Origin of the sequence: Streptomyces sp. CBMA156, assembly GCF_014596515.1 — a bacterium.
Classification (GTDB): domain Bacteria; phylum Actinomycetota; class Actinomycetes; order Streptomycetales; family Streptomycetaceae; genus Kitasatospora.
In genome coordinates this window covers 47895-63563 of the sequence record NZ_MSJQ01000277.1, presented here as the reverse complement: position 1 = coordinate 63563, position 15669 = coordinate 47895, and the positions used below count along the sequence as shown (strand labels likewise).

The window sequence follows — 15669 nt, the reverse complement described above, 5'->3', positions numbered from 1 at the left end:
CTGACCCCCGACCCCGCCCCTGCCGGCCGGCACCGGGCGGCACCGGTCCCCTCCCTGACGGACCGGTCGCCCCGCCGGCCGCCGCGTGCCCGGCTCACCCCGGGCACGAGCGCAGCAGCAGGGCGGGCACCACCGCGCAGGCCGCCCGTGACCACCCACACCCGAGGGGTACGCCCATGCACGCCGGCACCGACGTTCCACCGGTCAGACCCGTCCCCGCGGACCGCGCGTTCCGCGCCGTCCGCGCCCTGCCGCTCGTCCTCGCCGTGCTGGCCGCCCTCGTGGGCGTCGGCCTCCCGGCCACCGGCCCGGCGTACGCCGCCGTCCCCGACCGCTGGGGCTTCGCCTACCTCGACAACCCGACGCCGTCGCCGGGGTACGTCCCCGACACCACCCGCCAGTGGGGCAGCTGGCCCTCGCCGGCCTCCAACCCGGTGAAGGTCGACAAGGTCGGCACCGGCTCCTACGTCGTGCACTTCCCGCTGATCGCGGGTCCCGGCGGCATCGCGCACGTCACCGCCGTCGCCCGCACCGGCTCCTGGTGCCAGGTCAGGGGCTGGGCCACCGCGGGCTCCGGCCAGGACGTCGCCGTCGGCTGCTACCGCACGGGCGGGGCGCCCGAGGACAACCGCTTCACCGTCCTCTACACCACCAGCAGCGGAGTGCCGTCCCCGGCCGTCGGCGGCTACGGCTACGTCTTCGCCAACCCGACCGGATCGGTGGCCGCCCAGTACAACTCGACCGGTGGCACCAACGCCGTCGGCTCCGGCGGCACCGGCGTCTGGAAGGTCTGGCTGCCGGGCCTGGGCCAGTCCACCCCGGCTGGCAACCTGGAGGTCACCGCCGTCGACGCGGTCAACGGCGCGCGCTGCAAGGTCGCCGACTGGTCGCCGTCCCCGACCGGCCAGACCGTCATCGTCAACTGCTACAACGCGGGCAACGTCCTGTACGACACCCGCTGGACGCTGAGCTACTCGGAGAAGCGGGCCGTGCACGGGCCGGCCCTGCCGCCCAAGTCCTACGGCTACCTGTGGTTCAACGGCGGGGTGCCCGCCGCGACCAGCTTCAACTCCTCCGGCGCGGCCAACACGCTCGCCGGCTCCGTCCCCTACACCGTCAACCTGCCGAACATCGCCGTGCCCCCGGACACCGCGCAGGTGACGGCCTTCGGCCCCGGTCCGGACCACTGCACCCTGGCCGCCCCGTGGAACCGCAGCGCCGGCACGGTGAACCTGTACCCGATCTGCTTCAACGCCTCCGGTTCGCCGCTCCCGTCCCGCTTCTTCACCGCGTACACCTCGGCGTCCTGACCCGCCGGCGGCCGGGCCCGGGGCGCACCACCGCCCCGGGCCCGCGCCCGCCCCTGACCATCAAAGGGGACCTCAAGGACCGTGCGGATCAGGCGAGTTCACCAGATCCGAGATGTCGGACGCGGCGGTCGACGACTGCGTGACGGCCGATCTGCCCGCCCTCGGGGAGGCCCTGCGCCGCACCGGATCCGGGCACTGCGGCCGAGCTCTGCCTGAGCGCGGTCCCGCACGTGGTGCCCGCCGTCCACCCGGTCTCCGTCCACCCGGCCTCCGTCCGTCATCGTGGTGCGCGGCCGGCCGGAGCGCGATCACCTGCCGGGGCGGCCGTGGCAGGTCCTTCCGGCGGCCCAGGGGAGGGCCGTGCGGGTCAGCCGCGCCGCGCCGCGATCGACCGCGCGCACTCCACGGACTCGGCACCGGCCGCGTCCACCTCCAGGTCGTAGCGCACCCCCTGGTGGACGGCCTCGGCCTGGGCCTCGGCCATCCCCGTGACCCGATCGCCCCGGGTGACCTCGCGCCACGCCGCGATCTCCGCCTCGCACCGCACACCGACCCAGAGCACCTCGATGCCCGCCAGGGCCCGCTGCCATCGCTGCTGGGAGGCGGACCCGCCGGGGAAGACCTCGTCCACGATCACCCGGGCCCCGGCGCGGACCATGGCCGCGATCCCCGCCATCCAGGCGTCCTCCAGCTCCCGGAAGCCGTCCCCCACCGACACCGAGCCGTCCGCGCCGATGTCGATCCCCGCCTCCGAAGCCCGGTTGTCAGGGGGTGCGTACCAGCGTCTCGACCGCGGTCGCCGCGGCCTGCTCGATGAGCGCGATGCCGGCCTCCCGCGTGGGCTGACCGTCGGTGAGCACGACGACGAGCAGCGTGTGTCCCGCGCGTTCGACGATGCCCATGCTGTTGACGACCCATGGCTGAGGCGTCCCGTCCGGGAGCCAGCCGTTCTTGAGTACGGGCAGGTCGCCGGGCGTTCCCGCCGCGCCGACGCCCCAGTTCTGTCCGTCGGTGATGGCGCTCATGAGGGTCCGCAGGTACGACCGGGAGGCGGCGTCCAAGGGGGAGTCCTGTGTGAACACGGCCTTCAGGAGGGAGATCTGGTCACCGGCCGTGGTCCGGGTCAGTCCCCAGGGTCCGCTCTGGCCGGCGTGGGCCGGGGTGAGTCCGAGCCGGGCGTTGGCCGCGTCCAGACCTCGGCGTCTGCCGATGTCGATCCAGAGCTTCTGCGCCGCGTCGTTGTCGCTGACGCGGATCATGTCGGAGGCCAGCTGTCGCTGAGCGGAGCTGAGTCGGCCCCCGCGGTCCTGTGTCTGCAGCAGCAGGGCGGCCAGGATGTCGACTTTGATGATGCTCGCGGAGGTGAAGGTCCCGGTGGACGAACCGTAGGCGGCCGAGCGTCCCGAGGTGAGGTCCTCGACGGCGAGAGCGTACCGGCCGTGGTGCACCCCGAGCCTGTCGAGCGCGAGGCGCACGGCCTGCTCCGGCGTTGTCGCACCCGCGGTGGCGGGCTCTTGCCCGGAGAGGGTGTCCGGTGCCGACGGGGTCGACGCCGGTGGTGGGCCGGGAGGGGCGCCCTCGGCGAGGCCCGGGGCCGGAGTCAGGAGGTGGGCCGCCATGGCGGCGCCCACGAGCAGGGGTATGACGAAGGCTGTCCGGTGCTTCATACGGGCACTCGCTTTCCGACGTCCGGGCACGCGGACATCGCCTGTTGTCATGTCAGGGCGTGCGGGGGTTTCCGGGCGGGCCTCCGTGCGCGCCCGGTCCGGTGTCGTCCGCCTCAGCGGCGGCCGGTGCGGCTCACCGCCGGCTCACCCGCCGCAGGATCCGGAGATCTTCGCTTCCTCGTCGATCTCGATCGGGAAGCCGTGGTGGCCGCCGAGGTTCACGGTCCATCCGTGGGTGAGAGTTCCGGACGAGGGGTTGTCGGCGAGCCAGAAAGGGGGAGTGGTGAAGGAGCAGGTGCCGGCGGTCGGGCCCTGGCCCTGGTCGGATCGAAGGTCTTCGGTCACGAACTGCTTCCCGAGCCTGGCCATCGCCGTGGAGTCACCGGACTTGGCAGCTGCTACCAGCCCGCCGTAGAAGCCGGAGACCGTGGGGTCGTCCCCCTTGCTGTCTCCGGCGACCGTTGCACAGGTCAGGTCGGTCACTTTCCCCGTGGCCCCGTCGAAGCCCAGGGAAGGGGCCCGGTCGAGCCGTTCGGTTCCCCGGTACAGCAGGACCGCACCCGCCGCCAGCACGCCGTCGGCCAAGGCGCCGCAGGTCACACCGCGGGAGTCGGCGCCCCAAATCCTTTGGTACGTGGACTCGTCGGCGAACAACGCCGCCACCTCTGCCGGATCCACCTCGGAGCGGGTGGCCGGATTCTGGTAGCGCAGGGCAGCGAGGAACAGGGCGTTCGCCGTCCGGGCCGGGGCGGCAGGGGAGGCCGGCTTCGAGGCCGAGGCCGAAGCCGTGGGCGGCCCGACGGGCGGTGACGAAGGAGGCGTGCCGGCACGCGACGCGGTCGACGCCTGTACGGGCACCGAGGCGCGGTCGTGATCCGCTCGGGACGCGAAGCCGGCGCCCAGGGCCACGATCACCACGGCCGCCGCCGCACCTGCCCGCAGGCGCCGACGGCGCCGCCGTATCGACCCGATGAGGTCGTCGACGTCGTAGCCGCGCGGCGGTTCCTGCCGTGAACGGTCGAGCATGGCCGCGGCCAGCTCCTCCTCCAGGTCGTAGTCCTTCACGCCACCCCTCCCGACGGTGTGGGCAGTGCCCGTGCATCGACGGCCGACCGGAGTTTCGACAGGCCCCGGGCCGCCTGGGACCGGACCGAGCCGGCCGAGATGTTCATCAAGTGGCCGATCTCCGCGTCGTCGAGGTCTTCGAAGTACCGCAGCACCAGGACGGTGCGCATGCCGACCGGCAGGCACTGCAGCTCGCGCATCAACTCGTCGCGGACCACGAGCCCCTTGTACGGATCGACGTACCCGTCCCCGATTCCGTCGTCCAGAGGCACTTCCACACGCCCGCGCAGCTTGCGCCAGCGGTCGTTGACGAGGTTCACCAGGATCCGGCGCGCATAGGCCTCCGGTGCGTCGGCCGAGCGAATCCGGCGCCAGTGCCGACAGACCTGCTCCAGCGTGGACTGCACCAGATCGTCGGCCACATGACGCTCGCCGGTGAGCAGTAGCGCGGTCCTGAAGAGGGCCGGCGACCGCGCGTGCACGAATGCCGTGAAGGCGGGGACGTCAGCGGTCCGCATGGTCACCCGGCTCGTGTCCCTTGAGCATCTTCGCCTCTCCCGAAGCCCCCTTGGCTCCCCCGCCCAACCAGACGGAGCCCGACTCGCGACTGCTGCACGCGATCTCCGGTCGTGACGCAAGCGTTATCCGCCGCGGCAGGCTTCCGCTGTGGTCCAGGCCACAGTTGAGGTTGACCCTGGGTCAGGGTGGAGGCTCAGCACACCGGCAGGACGCCGGGACCGACACGGCGACACGAAGGAGCGAGCCACCATGCACACTGCTGTTTCCGGCCAGGAGCAGGACCGTCCGGAGCTGCGGAAGGCGATCGAGGAGCTGGTCGAGGCCGGTTTCACCGGAATCCAGCTACGGGTGAACGACGAGCGGGGCGAGTGGGTCGGCAGCGCCGGCGCGCGCGAGCTGGGCGGGAGCACCAGGCCGCTGACCGACGGTCACTTCCGCATCGGCAGCACCACCAAGAACTTCGTCGCCACCTCGGTGCTCATGCTGGTGGCCGAGGGCAGGATCGGGCTGGACGCCCCGGTCGCCGACTACCTGCCGGAGTTCGGGCCGGACCGGCGGATCACGGTGCGGATGCTGCTGCAGCACACCAGCGGGATCTTCAACCACACCGGCGAGCTCTACGAGGACGGGACGATCGTGCCGGGGGTGCCCTGGCGGGGCAAGGAGTGGGTGGACGCCCGCTTCAGGACCTACCGGCCCGAAGAGCTGGTGCGGCTGTCGTTGTCCAGGCCGGCGCGGTTCGCGCCGGGTGCGGGCTGGAGCTACGCGAACACCAACTACGTGCTGGCCCGGCTGGTGGTCGAGAAGGTCACCGGTCGTTCGTTCGCCGAGGAGTTGCGGCGGCTGGTCCTCGGGCCGCTGGAGATGACCGGCACCGTGGCGCCGGGCACCTCGCCGGAGATCCCCGAGCCGCACAACCACGGCTACTACCGCTACGAGGACGCCGGGCAGCAGCGGACCGTCGACGTCACCCGCCAGAACCCGTCCTGGGTGGGGGCCGGCGGCGACATGATCTCGACCACCAAGGATCTCCACACCTACTTCTCCGCACTGATGGGAGGCAAGCTCCTGCCGGCCGCCCTGCTGGCCGAGATGCGCACACCGGAGCCGACGGCCGGCTACGGCCTGGGGGTGTTCGCACAGGAGACGGACGGCGGCACCGTCTTCCACCACCACGGCGCCGTCATGGGCTCGGCGGCGCTGATGTACGGCACGGCCGACGGTGGCAGGACACTGACCGCCGGGCTGACCTGGGTGGACGACGCCGACATGGCCGTGGCACCGGCCTTCCGGAGTGCCCAGCAGCGCTTCCTCGACGAGGTGTTCTGCGGCAGGCTGGGCGGATGAGGAACGGGGTCACGATCGGGCAGGCGGCGGCGTTCGTCGGCGTCACGGTGAAGACGGTGCGGCACTATCACAAGCTCGGCCTGGTCGCGGAGCCGGAACGTGACAGCTCCGGCTACCGGCGGTACGGGTCCGGCGAGTTGTTGCGGCTGGTGCAGGTACGGACGCTGGCTGCCGCGGGTGTGCCGCTGGCCGAGGTCGGCCCCATGCTCGGCGCCGGCGTCGAGCAGTTCGGCGCCGCTCTCGCCGACGTCGGGCGGCAACTCACCTGGCGCATCGACGAGTTGATCGCCCGCCGCGACACACTGCACCGGCTCGCCGACGGCGACCGGGCCCTGTTGCCCGACCGTGCCTGCGCGATCCTGGACCGGATGCCCGGCCTCGGCTTCAGCCCCGACTACGTGGCCGCACAACGCGAGGCACTGGTGCTGGCCAGGGCGCTGGTTCCGGAGGGCTTCGACGGCTTCCTGACCCGACTCGAACACGGACTGGACGACCCCGAGCACGTCGACCTGATCAAGCGCGGCCGGGAGGCGGAGAACTGGGAGCCGGACGACCCGAGAATCGAAGAACTCGCGACCGCCATGGCCGAGCGCTACCTCGCCAACCCCGCGTTGCAGGGAGACCGCGCCGGCCTGCGGGCATGGTCCAGGGCTTCCGCCCAGTACAGGCTGATCAACAACCACCGCGGGGACCAGGCGCCGGTCGCGGCCCGGCTGACCGCGCTCACCGAGGCCAAGCTCCGGGCCGCGGGCGTACCGATCCCGCACCGCTGACGGAACGTCCTGCCGTACCGCCCCCGGCGGGCCGTCGCCGCTGCGCCGCTGCGCCGCTCCCCGCTCCCCGCTGTCCACCGAACGGTGGACCCAAGGTTCAACCGGCCGGGCGTGTCGGGCTCCGCCCCCGGCCGACCAGGATCTCGGGTATGAGTCAACTCCCTGTGCGGATGGCCCGATGGAGCGCCCGGCACGCGTGGCGCGCGATCGCCGGCTGGTTCGCGTTCGTCATCCTGTGCCTCGCTGCCGGCGTCACGGTCGGCTCCCACGAAGCCACGACCGAGGACTACCGGGTCGGTGAGGCGGGGCGGGCCGAGGCGATCGCGACCGCGGGCGGCATGCAGCAGCGGCCGACCGAGCAGATCATCATCCACGCCAGGTCCGGGCCGCTGGACACGGCCGCCGCCGCCTCGGCGGCGCAGGAACTCACCGAGCGGATGCGGAAGCTTCCCGAGGTGGACAGCGTGGCGGCGCCGGTCCGCTCCAGGGACGGCCAGGTCGTCAGGGTCCCGGTGGTCCTGAACGGCCCCGAGCTGGACGGCAAGAAGAACGTCATCCCGCTCCTCGCGCAGACGGCGAAGGTTCGCGACGGCCACCCGGACCTGATCGTGGAGGAGACCGGCTCCCCATCGATCAGCAAGGGCGTCAACGACCAGCGAGGGAAGGACCTCGCGCTCTCCGAGCGCATCACCCTGCCGGTCACGCTCATCACACTGCTGATCGTCTTCGGATCGGTGGTCATGGCCGGTGTGCCGCTGCTGCTCGCGCTCTCCTCGATCGCCGCCGCCCTGGGGCTGTCCATGATCGCGTCCCATGTCCTGCCCGACCCCGGTGTCGGGACCAACATGATCCTGCTCATCGGCCTGGCCGTGGGCGTCGACTACACGCTCTTCTACCTCAAGCGCGAACGCGAGGAACGGGCCCGCGCCGGGGGGCGGCTCGGTTCCGAGGCCCTGGTGGAGCTGGCGGCGGCGACCGCCGGCCGGGCCATCGTGGTCTCCGGTCTCGCCGTGATCGTCTCCACCGCGACCCTGTACCTGGCCACGGACGTCATCTTCTCCTCGCTCGCGACGGGCACGATCCTGGTCGTGGCGGTTGCCGTGGTCAGCTCCCTGACCGTACTTCCCGCACTCCTGGTGAAGATCGGCCACCGGACCGAACTCCGTACGGCCCGCCGCGCGGCCCGCGGCAAGCCGGTCCGTACCGAGCGTGCGGCAGCCGAGACGGGCCGGGTGTTCGGCGCCCTGCTGCGACCCGCGCACAAGCACCCCGCCCTCACACTGTGCGCATCAACGCTGATCATGCTCGCCCTGGCGGCGCCCGCGCTCGGCCTGAAGCTCGTCGACCCGGGCAAGGACACCTTCTCCCGCGACATCCCGGCCATGCAGGTCCACGACCGGCTGACCACGGCCTTCCCGGAACTCCTGGTCAAGCACGCGGTCGTCGCCCGCTCCACTCCGGACCGGGCCGCCCAGGTGCGGCATGCCCTGGCGGACCTCGGCCGACGGACGCGGGCCGACCCGCTGTTCGCCGGGGACACCGAGCCCACGGTGCGCACGTCGGCCGACGGCCGGGTCAGCGTGCTGGAGCTGGCCGTCCCGTTCCCCGCGCCCTCCGCCCAGGCGATCCAGTCCCTCGACCACATCCGTGACGACTACCTGCCCGCCACGGTCGGCAGGCTGTCCGGCGTGGAGACGGGGGTGAGCGGTGACGTGGCCCGGGGCCGCGACTACGTGGACCACGAGAACGGCAAGCTGCCGCTGGTCATCGGGTTCCTGCTGCTGGCGACCTTCGCGATGACCGTGTGGGCGTTCCGCTCGGTCGTCATCGGCCTGATCGGCGTGGCACTCAACCTGCTGTCCGCCGGGGCCTCGCTCGGCCTGCTGGTCGCGTTCTTCCAGGGGACATGGGCAGAGGACCTCCTGGCCTTCCACTCCCTCGGTGCCATCGCGTCCCGGGTACCGCTGTTCCTCTTCGTGATCCTCTTCGGCCTGTCGATGGACTACCAGGTCTTCGTGGTCAGCCGGATACAGGAGGCCATGCGCAACGGCATGCCGGCCCGCGCGGCGGTACTGGACGGCATCAGCCGGTCGGCCAAGGTGGTGACCAGCGCGGCGATCGTGATGGTGACGGTGTTCGGTGCCTTCGTCGCCCTGCACCTCACCGAGATGAAGCAGATGGGCTTCTGCCTGGCGGTGGCCGTCCTGCTGGACGCCGTCGTCATCCGGCTCATGGTCCTGCCCTCGCTCCTGATCCTCCTCGGTGAGCGGGCGTGGTGGCCGCTGCGTCCGGCGCGGCGGGCCCATGCCGCCGTCCCCGCGGACGGACTGCCGCAGAACGTAGGCTGACGATCATGATTCAACGGCCGCAGCCGGGCGACCGGTTCCGCATACGGATCCTCCGCCGGTGGTACGCAGCTGCCTGGGTGATCCTGGGCGTGTGCCCCCCGGTCGTCTCCGCGCTGAACGACGACGGGACGACGAAGTACTGGTCGTTCGCGCTGGCGGCCGTGATCGCCCTCGGCTACGCGACCGTGGCGGCCTTCCCTCGCAATCCCGTGCTGCGCCCCCACATCTTCCTGGGCCTGCTCGTGCTCGGTCTGGGCGCGCTGTCCCTCCTGCGTGGCGACGGAGCGGCGCTGTTCATCGTCTCGCTCCCGCAGTTCTGGCTCTTCGCCAGGAGCCCGCGGTACTCGATCGCGTTCAGCGGCGCCGCCGCCGCGGCCACCGTCGCCGGCATCATCCGCCATCAGAGCCGGCACGTGGAGGACTTCTCCACCGGCAACATCGTCTTCACCCTCATCGGCTACACGGTGAGCGTGCTGCTCGGACTGGGGGTGGTCCGAATCGTCGAGCAGAGCGACGAGCGCGCCCGCCGCCTGGCCTGCGAGTTGGAGAGCGCCCAACGGAGCCTGGCCGAGGCGCACAAGCGCCGGGGGGCCACGGAGGAGCGCGAGCGGCTCGCACGGGAGATCCACGACACCCTCGCCCAGGGCTTCGCCTCCATCATCGTGCTGGCGGAGGCGGCCCGTTCCGGCCTCGACACGGACCCGGGAAGGAGCGCCCGGCAACTGCTCTCGATCGAGAACACCGCACGCGAGAACTTCGCCGAGGCGCGGGTACTCGTCGGCTCCGCCCCGCAGAGCGGTCCCGCCCTCGGCTCGGTCGCGGGGGCCCTGCGCCGGACCCTGGACCGGTTCACCGAGGACACGGGGCTCACCGTCACCGCGGACCTGCCGGACGTCGAGTGCGACCAGCCGACCCGGATCGCGCTCCTGCGCTGCACCCAGGAGTCCCTGGCCAACGTCCGCAAGCACGCGGCCGCCTCCGCGGTGGAGATCGTCCTCACCGCGTCCGCGTACGGCGTCGAACTGGAGATAACCGACGACGGCAGGGGCTTCGTGGTCGAGGACTCCGCCGGCTTCGGGCTCAACGGCATGCGCAACCGCCTCGCCGAACTCGGCGGCGAACTCACCGTCACCAGTTCCCCCGGCGACGGCACCCGCGTTCTCGCCGTGATTCCCACGAACAGTCAGGTGTGACGACATGACAGCCCGAACGGAACCGGAAGGCCTGCGCATCATCGTGGTCGACGACCACACGGTCATGCGCGCCGGGGTCGTCGCCCTGCTGGCTTCGGAACCCACCATCGACATCGTCGGCGAGGGCGGCGACGGCCGCGCGGCCGTCGAACTCGTCGAACTCCTGAAGCCCGATGTGGCACTGATCGATCTGCGGATGCCGGTCCTCGACGGGGCGAGTGCCACCGCCGAGATCGTCGCCCGCCACCCGGGGACCCGGGTACTGATCCTCACCACGTACGACACCGACGCGGAGATCGAGCGCGCGGTCGAGGCCGGTGCGATCGGCTACCTGCTCAAGGACACCACGCGTGACCAGCTCGTCGACGCCATCCGGTCCGCGTCCCGCGGCGAGACCGTCCTGGCCCCGAGGGTCGCGGAGCGGCTGGTCGCGCGCATGCGGCAGCCCGCTCCGGTGGCTCTGACCACGCGGGAGGCGGACGTACTGAGCGCGGTCGCCGACGGGTTGTCCAACGCGGAGATCGGCCGGCGGCTGGTCATCGCGGAGGCCACGGTGAAGACCCACCTGCTGCGGGTCTTCGCCAAGCTCGACGTCAGGGACCGCACCCACGCGGTGGTCGTAGCCCTCGAACGCGGGCTGCTGAACAGGCGTCACTGACGCCGGCGCCGGCCGGAGGCGTCGCGTTCGGTGAACCCGCCGACCTTCCCGAGCCCGGCGCCGAGCGGGCGAAGGAGCCCACGGCCCGTACCGGCGAGGCCGCTTGCCGCGCCGCAGGGGCGGGCGGGCAGCAGGCCGCCCTCGGCGACTCCCCGCGCGCCCGCTCCCTCACCTCCGCCCGCCAGGCCTGGACCGCCGCCCTCGCCGGAGACCAGCGCAGCGCGTTCGCCGCCCCGCGCACCGAGCACCAGGCCCGCAGTCCCCGGCATACCGGCTCGTGCCGGCTATCCGTCACCGGGCGTGCGCCGCGCCGCGTTACGGGCAGCTGCTTCACCGCCGGGGAGATGGCCCTGGCCCCGGTCGACCGCTCCACTGCGTACGCCACGTTCGCCGAGATTCAGGCGGCAGAGAGGCCGACACCGAGATCGAAGCCTCCTCCTCCCGCACGATCTGGCGCGTCCTGCGGGCGCTCGCGGCGCACGCGCCCGGGTGGTCGGCCGGATCACCGAACTGCGCGCCCAGCGCTCCCAGGGCACCGCGCACACCACCGCGGCCCAGTCGGCCGAGGGCGAGCAGCAGCCGGCCCTGGTCGAGTCGCCGGTCGAGTGGCTCAAGATCAACGCTCGCCGGCACGCGGCGCTGATCCTCCAGACCGTCAAGCTGCGGGCGTTCAACCCGCGCGCGGTCGTGTGGCAGCGGATGCACGCGGTCGCCGCGGTGTTCCACCTCCGGCACGGCCACCTCGCCATCCCCGCCACCGCCAAGCTGGACGACTACGCGGTGGGCGCCTGGATGCGCCGCCGGCTGACCAACCCGTTCCCCGCCGTCCCGGCCCACCCAGGCCGGGACGGGCTCACTTCCCGGAGGAGACGAATGACCACACCTGCCATCCAGTCGCTCAGGGTCTCCTGGTACGCCCAGTGGGAATGCGGCGACGCGCTCGACGCTCACGCCACCGAAATCCTGGCCACCGCCGCCGAGGCCCCGCCTTCGGTGGCCGGCGCTCGACCGTGGAGACCTCAGGTGCGGGCTGGTCCGGGCGGGGCCGACTGCTGCGGACGAGCGGCATGCGGGGCCGGGCAGCGTGGATGGTCAGGACCCGGTGCCCTTTGAGGGTGAGCGCGGCGGCGAGGGCTGGCGGCCACCTCGTCGCTGTCGCGGCCCTCGAACCGCACCACGGTGGCACGGCGCTGCGTCGTCGGCCCGCCTTGTCAGCCGGCCAGCAGCTCGGCGGCGATCCGGGCGCGGTGCGGCGCCAGCTCGGCGGCGATCGAGGCGCCCACGGCGGGGGTGACGGTGACGGCGGCGTCCCTGTCCCCGACGCGGGCGGCCAGGGCGATCCGCAGGTGGGTCGGCGGGTGGGAGCCGTCCACGGCGGACCGGTCACGAGCACTGAGCCGCAGTAGGCGCTCCCGCTCGTCGGCGGGGACGGAGGCGAGGCGCTCACGCACCCGTTCCCAGAGCAGGTCCGGCGCGGGCGGCGCGGGCGCGTCCTCGGTCCGGCGGCTCCGGGCGCGGCCGACCCGGGGCCGTCCGCGCTCCTCGGCCCGGATCTGGTGGATCGCGGTGTCCACCGAGCCGGGCAGCAGCAGCGCCGCGAGCATGCCCCGGGCCGCCTCGCTGCCCGCCACCCGGGCGGCGAGCACGTCCGAGTGGTACTCGGCCTGCTGGCCGGCCCGGGAAGTGATCCGGTCGAACAGCACCAGCCCCTGGTACAGCACCCAGGCGACGCCCCGCAGCACCAGCCGGCCGAACACCGCGCCGAGCCGCACCAGCATCGAGACCTCGTCCCGGCCCACGACCGGCCCGTCGTGGCCCGGGCGGGCCATGTCGTACCAGGCCCAGAGCGCCGAGACGGCGCTGTACAGCCAGAACGAGCGCCGGCGGTCGCCGTTGACCCGGTGGCCGAACTCGTGGCCGAGCAGGGCTGTCCGCTCCCGGTCGTCCAGTACCTCCCAGAGCGGCAGGCCGAGCCGCAGCACCGACCGGCGGCGCAGCCCGACCAGCCCGTACGAGGCGTTGAACTCGTCGGTGACCTGGATGACGTCCACCGGGCGGGCGCCGACCTCGGCGGCCACCCGGTCGGCCAGCCCGTACAGGGCCGGCGCCCCGGCACGGTCGAGCACGCCCGCGCCCTTCGGCAGCCGGCCGAGCCGCGGCCGCAGGGTCACCGCGATCACCAGCACCACCGCACCGACACAGCGCTGCACGACGGTCCCGGTGATCAGCAGCCAGAGCGCCAGGGCGAAGGTGCCGACGGTGACGAGGTGGACCACCCCGGCCGCGGCGGAGGCCAGCAGCCAGTCCCGGCGGGCGGTGGGGGAGTCGCCCCCGGCGGCCTGTTCCTCGTAGAGCCGGTCGGTGCGGGCGACCGCGGCCCGCTCGCGCCGGGTGGGCTCGGGGGCGTCGTTCTCGCCGGGCACGAGGTTCCAGTCGCAGGCCGGGCACCAGACGAGGAAGCGCGGGTCGTCGGTCAGGGGGGCGACGCAGCGCGGGCACGGCGAACCGTGGACGGGCCTGTGGACGGGCCTGTGGGCGGACGCCGCGGCGGGCGGCTTGGGGTAGGTGGACACGGTTGATCATGATGGCGGGCCGGGGCGCCGGTGGGCAGGGGGGTATTCGTATCGTGACCATGCCCGTTCCCCGTCGTGCTGCCGCCTGCCGGTCGGGCAGGTGGCGCTGACCGGGCGGTCGCCCGTCGCCTGTGACGCTCGTTCAGGTGGCGCCTGCCGGACGCCTCGGTGTCGGTCTCGCCGGCGGCGCGTCTCATTCCTTCTTCCCGGCCTCGCCGTCCTGCGCTTCGGGGAGCGAGGGCCGCTCCGCGCTCGCGGTCCGGGTTCCCGTGTGCAGGGTGCGCATCCGGTCCATCAGCCCGTCGAGGCGGGTGATCGGCAGTGTTTCGAGGAACGCGGAGAGGTCGCCCCCGCTGACGATCTGCGGAACGGGCGCCTGGGCGATCTCCCGGAGCATCTTGAGCACCATGACGTTCTCCAGGCCGAGGAGCTGGATCTCGGCCTCCAGTTCCAGCTGCACACGCCGCCTCTGCGCTTCCACCCGCACCTGGTCGATCGCGTCCTCGCGTTCCGCGTTCTCCAGTTGCAGCGCGAGCTTCTCGCTCTCCATCTCCTCGTCGGCCGTCCGCTTGAGCATCTCGTTGAGCCTCTCGTCCTCCGCCCGGAACATGCCCAGGTGGGTGCCCTTGGGCTCCACTCCCCAGTCACGGAGTTCGTTCTCCACCAGGGTGGCGAGTTCGAGCCGGGTGTCACGGTAGTTCTTCAGGAACTCCAGCACGGTCGACGCGGTGGCGATCTGGCTGAAGTACGTGGTGACGATGGCGCCCAGCACACGTTGCACGAACCGCTGGACGGGCAGCCGGTTGCAGTCGAGGCCGCCGATGTCCGAGATCTGGGCTCCGCCGTTCCTCCTGACCAGCCCGGGAGCGGACTGGGCGGGAATCCGGATGAGCTGCTTCACGTCCACGAACAGCCGGTAGCCCTGCACGGTGGCCGTGATCCTCCCCAGATGCACGTCGTAGTTCTGTTGCTCCGCGGGCGTCTTCTCATCCCATTCCAGGGCGAGGAGGTGCGTCGGGACCAGCATGACGCGGACGAAGTACGGGTTGAGCGCGGAGACCGTTCCCCCGGGCAGGGTTTCGTCCTGCACCCCCCGGCGGCCGCCGTTGCGCAGGAACACCCATGGCAGGTGGAACCCCTCATGGCCCGGCACCTGTGGTCCCACCTGGTCGTCCTCGCCCGGGCCCGCGCCGTCGAGCGTGATCACCACGCCGGTCTGGTCGGCGGGAATGGCGATCTGTTGCAGGTGCCGTTCTTCCAGCGGTCCGCCGCGCATCCCCACGTTGTGCGTGGTGATGACGTCGAACAGGGCCGGGTTGATGTCGTAGTAGGCGCCGCCCTGGAGGATGGCGAGCTGCTTGCCCTGCTGGCCGCCGCCGGCGAGGAACCGTTCGCCGTCCTGGAAGTCGTCGCACTCCACATGAGGGCCGAACAGCGCCCCGGGCCGCCGGTTCCCGCCGGCCCTCGCGTCGACCAGGCCGATGGTGCCCGTCGGAACGTGGACCCGGTCCACCAGCCTCACCTGGAACAGCTCCGTGTTGATGGAGTAGGACTGTCCGCCGGCCAGCACGCCGACCTGTGTGCCCTGTTCCCCGCCGTTCAGCAGGAAGTGCACACCGTCCTGGAAGTCGTCGCAGGGCACCGGCCGTGCCAGCGCCCGGTTCCCCGACCGCGTCCGGCCCTCCTTCGCCGTGACCAGGCCGATCTTGTTCTCCGGCACCTGCGTCCGGGGAACGACCCGGACCTCGTAGACGAACGGTGACATCCAGTGGCGCCCGGGCAGGAGCGTGCGGGCGAGCACCCCGTGGGTGGAGTACGGGGTGACCTGCGGGAAATCCGGATGAGCCGGGCCGGACCGGCGCCGCACGATGCCGATGTGGCCGGGCGGCACGTGATGGAGAACGAGCCGGCCGACGACACCGGCGACCGCCAGGAGCAGGAGAACGACGATCACGGTACCCATGTGCCAGACCTCCGTGGCGGTGATGTTGATCAGGAGGAAGAGGGGGAGACAGCCCCAGGTGGAGGGCTCTTTCCCGTCCCTGTTGAGCGCGTCCATCTTCCGTTTGACGCGGGGGGCGAAAGCGACGATGCCGAAGACGTTCACCGACGCGTGGATGTAGAGCGCCAGCCGGGCGCAGACGGCCAGCGAGCACAGCGCCGCCAGGGACCCGACCAGGTAGATCGCCAGATCCGCCCGGTTCGCCCACTTCACC

13 protein-coding genes and 1 pseudogene are annotated in these 15669 nt (G+C 72.3%); 7 read left to right on the top strand and 7 right to left on the bottom strand.

Translation table 11 applies throughout. From position 1 onward, the window contains the following. The first annotated feature begins 176 nt into the window (after positions 1-176). Positions 177-1310 (top strand): hypothetical protein, encoded by a 1134-nt coding sequence (locus BU198_RS23600; protein ID WP_223244831.1) that lies wholly within the window; start codon positions 177-179, stop codon positions 1308-1310. Between the two features lie 367 nt (positions 1311-1677). On the opposite strand, the pseudogene BU198_RS43420 reads toward BU198_RS23600, so the two are convergent. The 4 genes and pseudogenes from BU198_RS43420 to BU198_RS23585 all read right to left on the bottom strand — a co-directional run. Next, positions 1678-2058, bottom strand: a pseudogene (locus tag BU198_RS43420) (phosphotransferase-like protein); the annotation flags it as partial. Between the two features lie 16 nt (positions 2059-2074). Next, positions 2075-2785 (bottom strand): serine hydrolase, encoded by a 711-nt coding sequence (locus BU198_RS43415; protein WP_317620281.1) that lies wholly within the window; start codon positions 2783-2785, stop codon positions 2075-2077. 336 nt (positions 2786-3121) lie between these two features. After that, positions 3122-4042, bottom strand: a complete 921-nt coding sequence (locus BU198_RS23590; RefSeq protein WP_188298864.1) for a hypothetical protein — start codon at positions 4040-4042, stop codon at positions 3122-3124. After that, positions 4039-4560 carry a SigE family RNA polymerase sigma factor gene (locus BU198_RS23585; protein ID WP_188298867.1) on the bottom strand — a complete coding sequence of 174 codons (522 nt, stop codon included), beginning with the start codon at positions 4558-4560 and terminating at the stop codon, positions 4039-4041. Before BU198_RS23585 ends, BU198_RS23590 begins: the two co-directional genes overlap by 4 nt. A 250-nt stretch (positions 4561-4810) precedes the next feature. Between BU198_RS23585 and BU198_RS23580 the strand changes: the two genes are divergently transcribed. The 5 genes from BU198_RS23580 to BU198_RS23560 all read left to right on the top strand — a co-directional run bounded on the left by BU198_RS23580 (position 4811) and on the right by BU198_RS23560 (position 10880). Then, positions 4811-5908 (top strand): serine hydrolase domain-containing protein, encoded by a 1098-nt coding sequence (locus tag BU198_RS23580; protein WP_188298863.1) that lies wholly within the window; start codon positions 4811-4813, stop codon positions 5906-5908. After that, complete coding sequence (locus tag BU198_RS23575) at positions 5905-6681, top strand: MerR family transcriptional regulator (RefSeq protein ID WP_188298862.1); 777 nt, start codon at positions 5905-5907, stop codon at positions 6679-6681. Before BU198_RS23580 ends, BU198_RS23575 begins: the two co-directional genes overlap by 4 nt. 149 nt (positions 6682-6830) lie before the next feature. Next, the gene (locus tag BU198_RS23570) at positions 6831-9029 is read left to right on the top strand and encodes an MMPL family transporter (protein ID WP_188298861.1); all 2199 of its coding nucleotides are present in this window, start codon (positions 6831-6833) and stop codon (positions 9027-9029) included. A 5-nt stretch (positions 9030-9034) separates the two neighbouring features. Then, positions 9035-10222, top strand: a complete 1188-nt coding sequence (locus BU198_RS23565; RefSeq protein ID WP_188298860.1) for a sensor histidine kinase — start codon at positions 9035-9037, stop codon at positions 10220-10222. Between the two features lie 4 nt (positions 10223-10226). Continuing rightward, positions 10227-10880 (top strand): response regulator, encoded by a 654-nt coding sequence (locus BU198_RS23560; protein WP_188298859.1) that lies wholly within the window; start codon positions 10227-10229, stop codon positions 10878-10880. Here BU198_RS23560 and BU198_RS23555 read toward each other — a convergent pair. Next, positions 10874-11149, bottom strand: coding sequence for a hypothetical protein (locus BU198_RS23555; protein WP_188298858.1), 276 nt, complete (start codon positions 11147-11149; stop codon positions 10874-10876). The two genes, BU198_RS23560 and BU198_RS23555, sit on opposite strands and share 7 nt — an antisense overlap. 220 nt (positions 11150-11369) lie before the next feature. Here BU198_RS23555 and BU198_RS23550 point away from each other — a divergent pair, with 220 nt between their 5' ends. Then, positions 11370-11993 carry a helicase associated domain-containing protein gene (locus tag BU198_RS23550; protein WP_188298857.1) on the top strand — a complete coding sequence of 208 codons (624 nt, stop codon included), beginning with the start codon at positions 11370-11372 and terminating at the stop codon, positions 11991-11993. Between the two features lie 98 nt (positions 11994-12091). On the opposite strand, the gene BU198_RS43905 is transcribed toward BU198_RS23550, so the two are convergent. Further along, the gene (locus BU198_RS43905; protein WP_188298856.1) at positions 12092-13453 is read right to left on the bottom strand and encodes a M48 family metallopeptidase; all 1362 of its coding nucleotides are present in this window, start codon (positions 13451-13453) and stop codon (positions 12092-12094) included. Positions 13454-13646: 193 nt separating this feature from the next. Beyond that, on the bottom strand, positions 13647-15668 hold the full coding sequence (locus tag BU198_RS23540; protein WP_188298855.1) for an SPFH domain-containing protein: 2022 nt from the start codon (positions 15666-15668) through the stop codon (positions 13647-13649). Between the last annotated feature and the right edge of the window lies 1 nt (position 15669).

What these genes read in the sequence shown, in the direction of transcription:
- BU198_RS23560 (WP_188298859.1), top strand. Translation starts at nt 10,227, where the DNA reads ATGACAGCCCGAACGGAACCGGAAGGCCTGCGCATCATCGTGGTCGAC.
- BU198_RS23585 (WP_188298867.1), bottom strand. Translation starts at nt 4,560, where the DNA reads ATGCGGACCGCTGACGTCCCCGCCTTCACGGCATTCGTGCACGCGCGG.
- BU198_RS23600 (WP_223244831.1), top strand. Translation starts at nt 177, where the DNA reads ATGCACGCCGGCACCGACGTTCCACCGGTCAGACCCGTCCCCGCGGAC.
- BU198_RS23580 (WP_188298863.1), top strand. Translation starts at nt 4,811, where the DNA reads ATGCACACTGCTGTTTCCGGCCAGGAGCAGGACCGTCCGGAGCTGCGG.
- BU198_RS23565 (WP_188298860.1), top strand. Translation starts at nt 9,035, where the DNA reads ATGATTCAACGGCCGCAGCCGGGCGACCGGTTCCGCATACGGATCCTC.
- BU198_RS23555 (WP_188298858.1), bottom strand. Translation starts at nt 11,149, where the DNA reads ATGCCGGGGACTGCGGGCCTGGTGCTCGGTGCGCGGGGCGGCGAACGC.
- BU198_RS23570 (WP_188298861.1), top strand. Translation starts at nt 6,831, where the DNA reads ATGAGTCAACTCCCTGTGCGGATGGCCCGATGGAGCGCCCGGCACGCG.
- BU198_RS23575 (WP_188298862.1), top strand. Translation starts at nt 5,905, where the DNA reads ATGAGGAACGGGGTCACGATCGGGCAGGCGGCGGCGTTCGTCGGCGTC.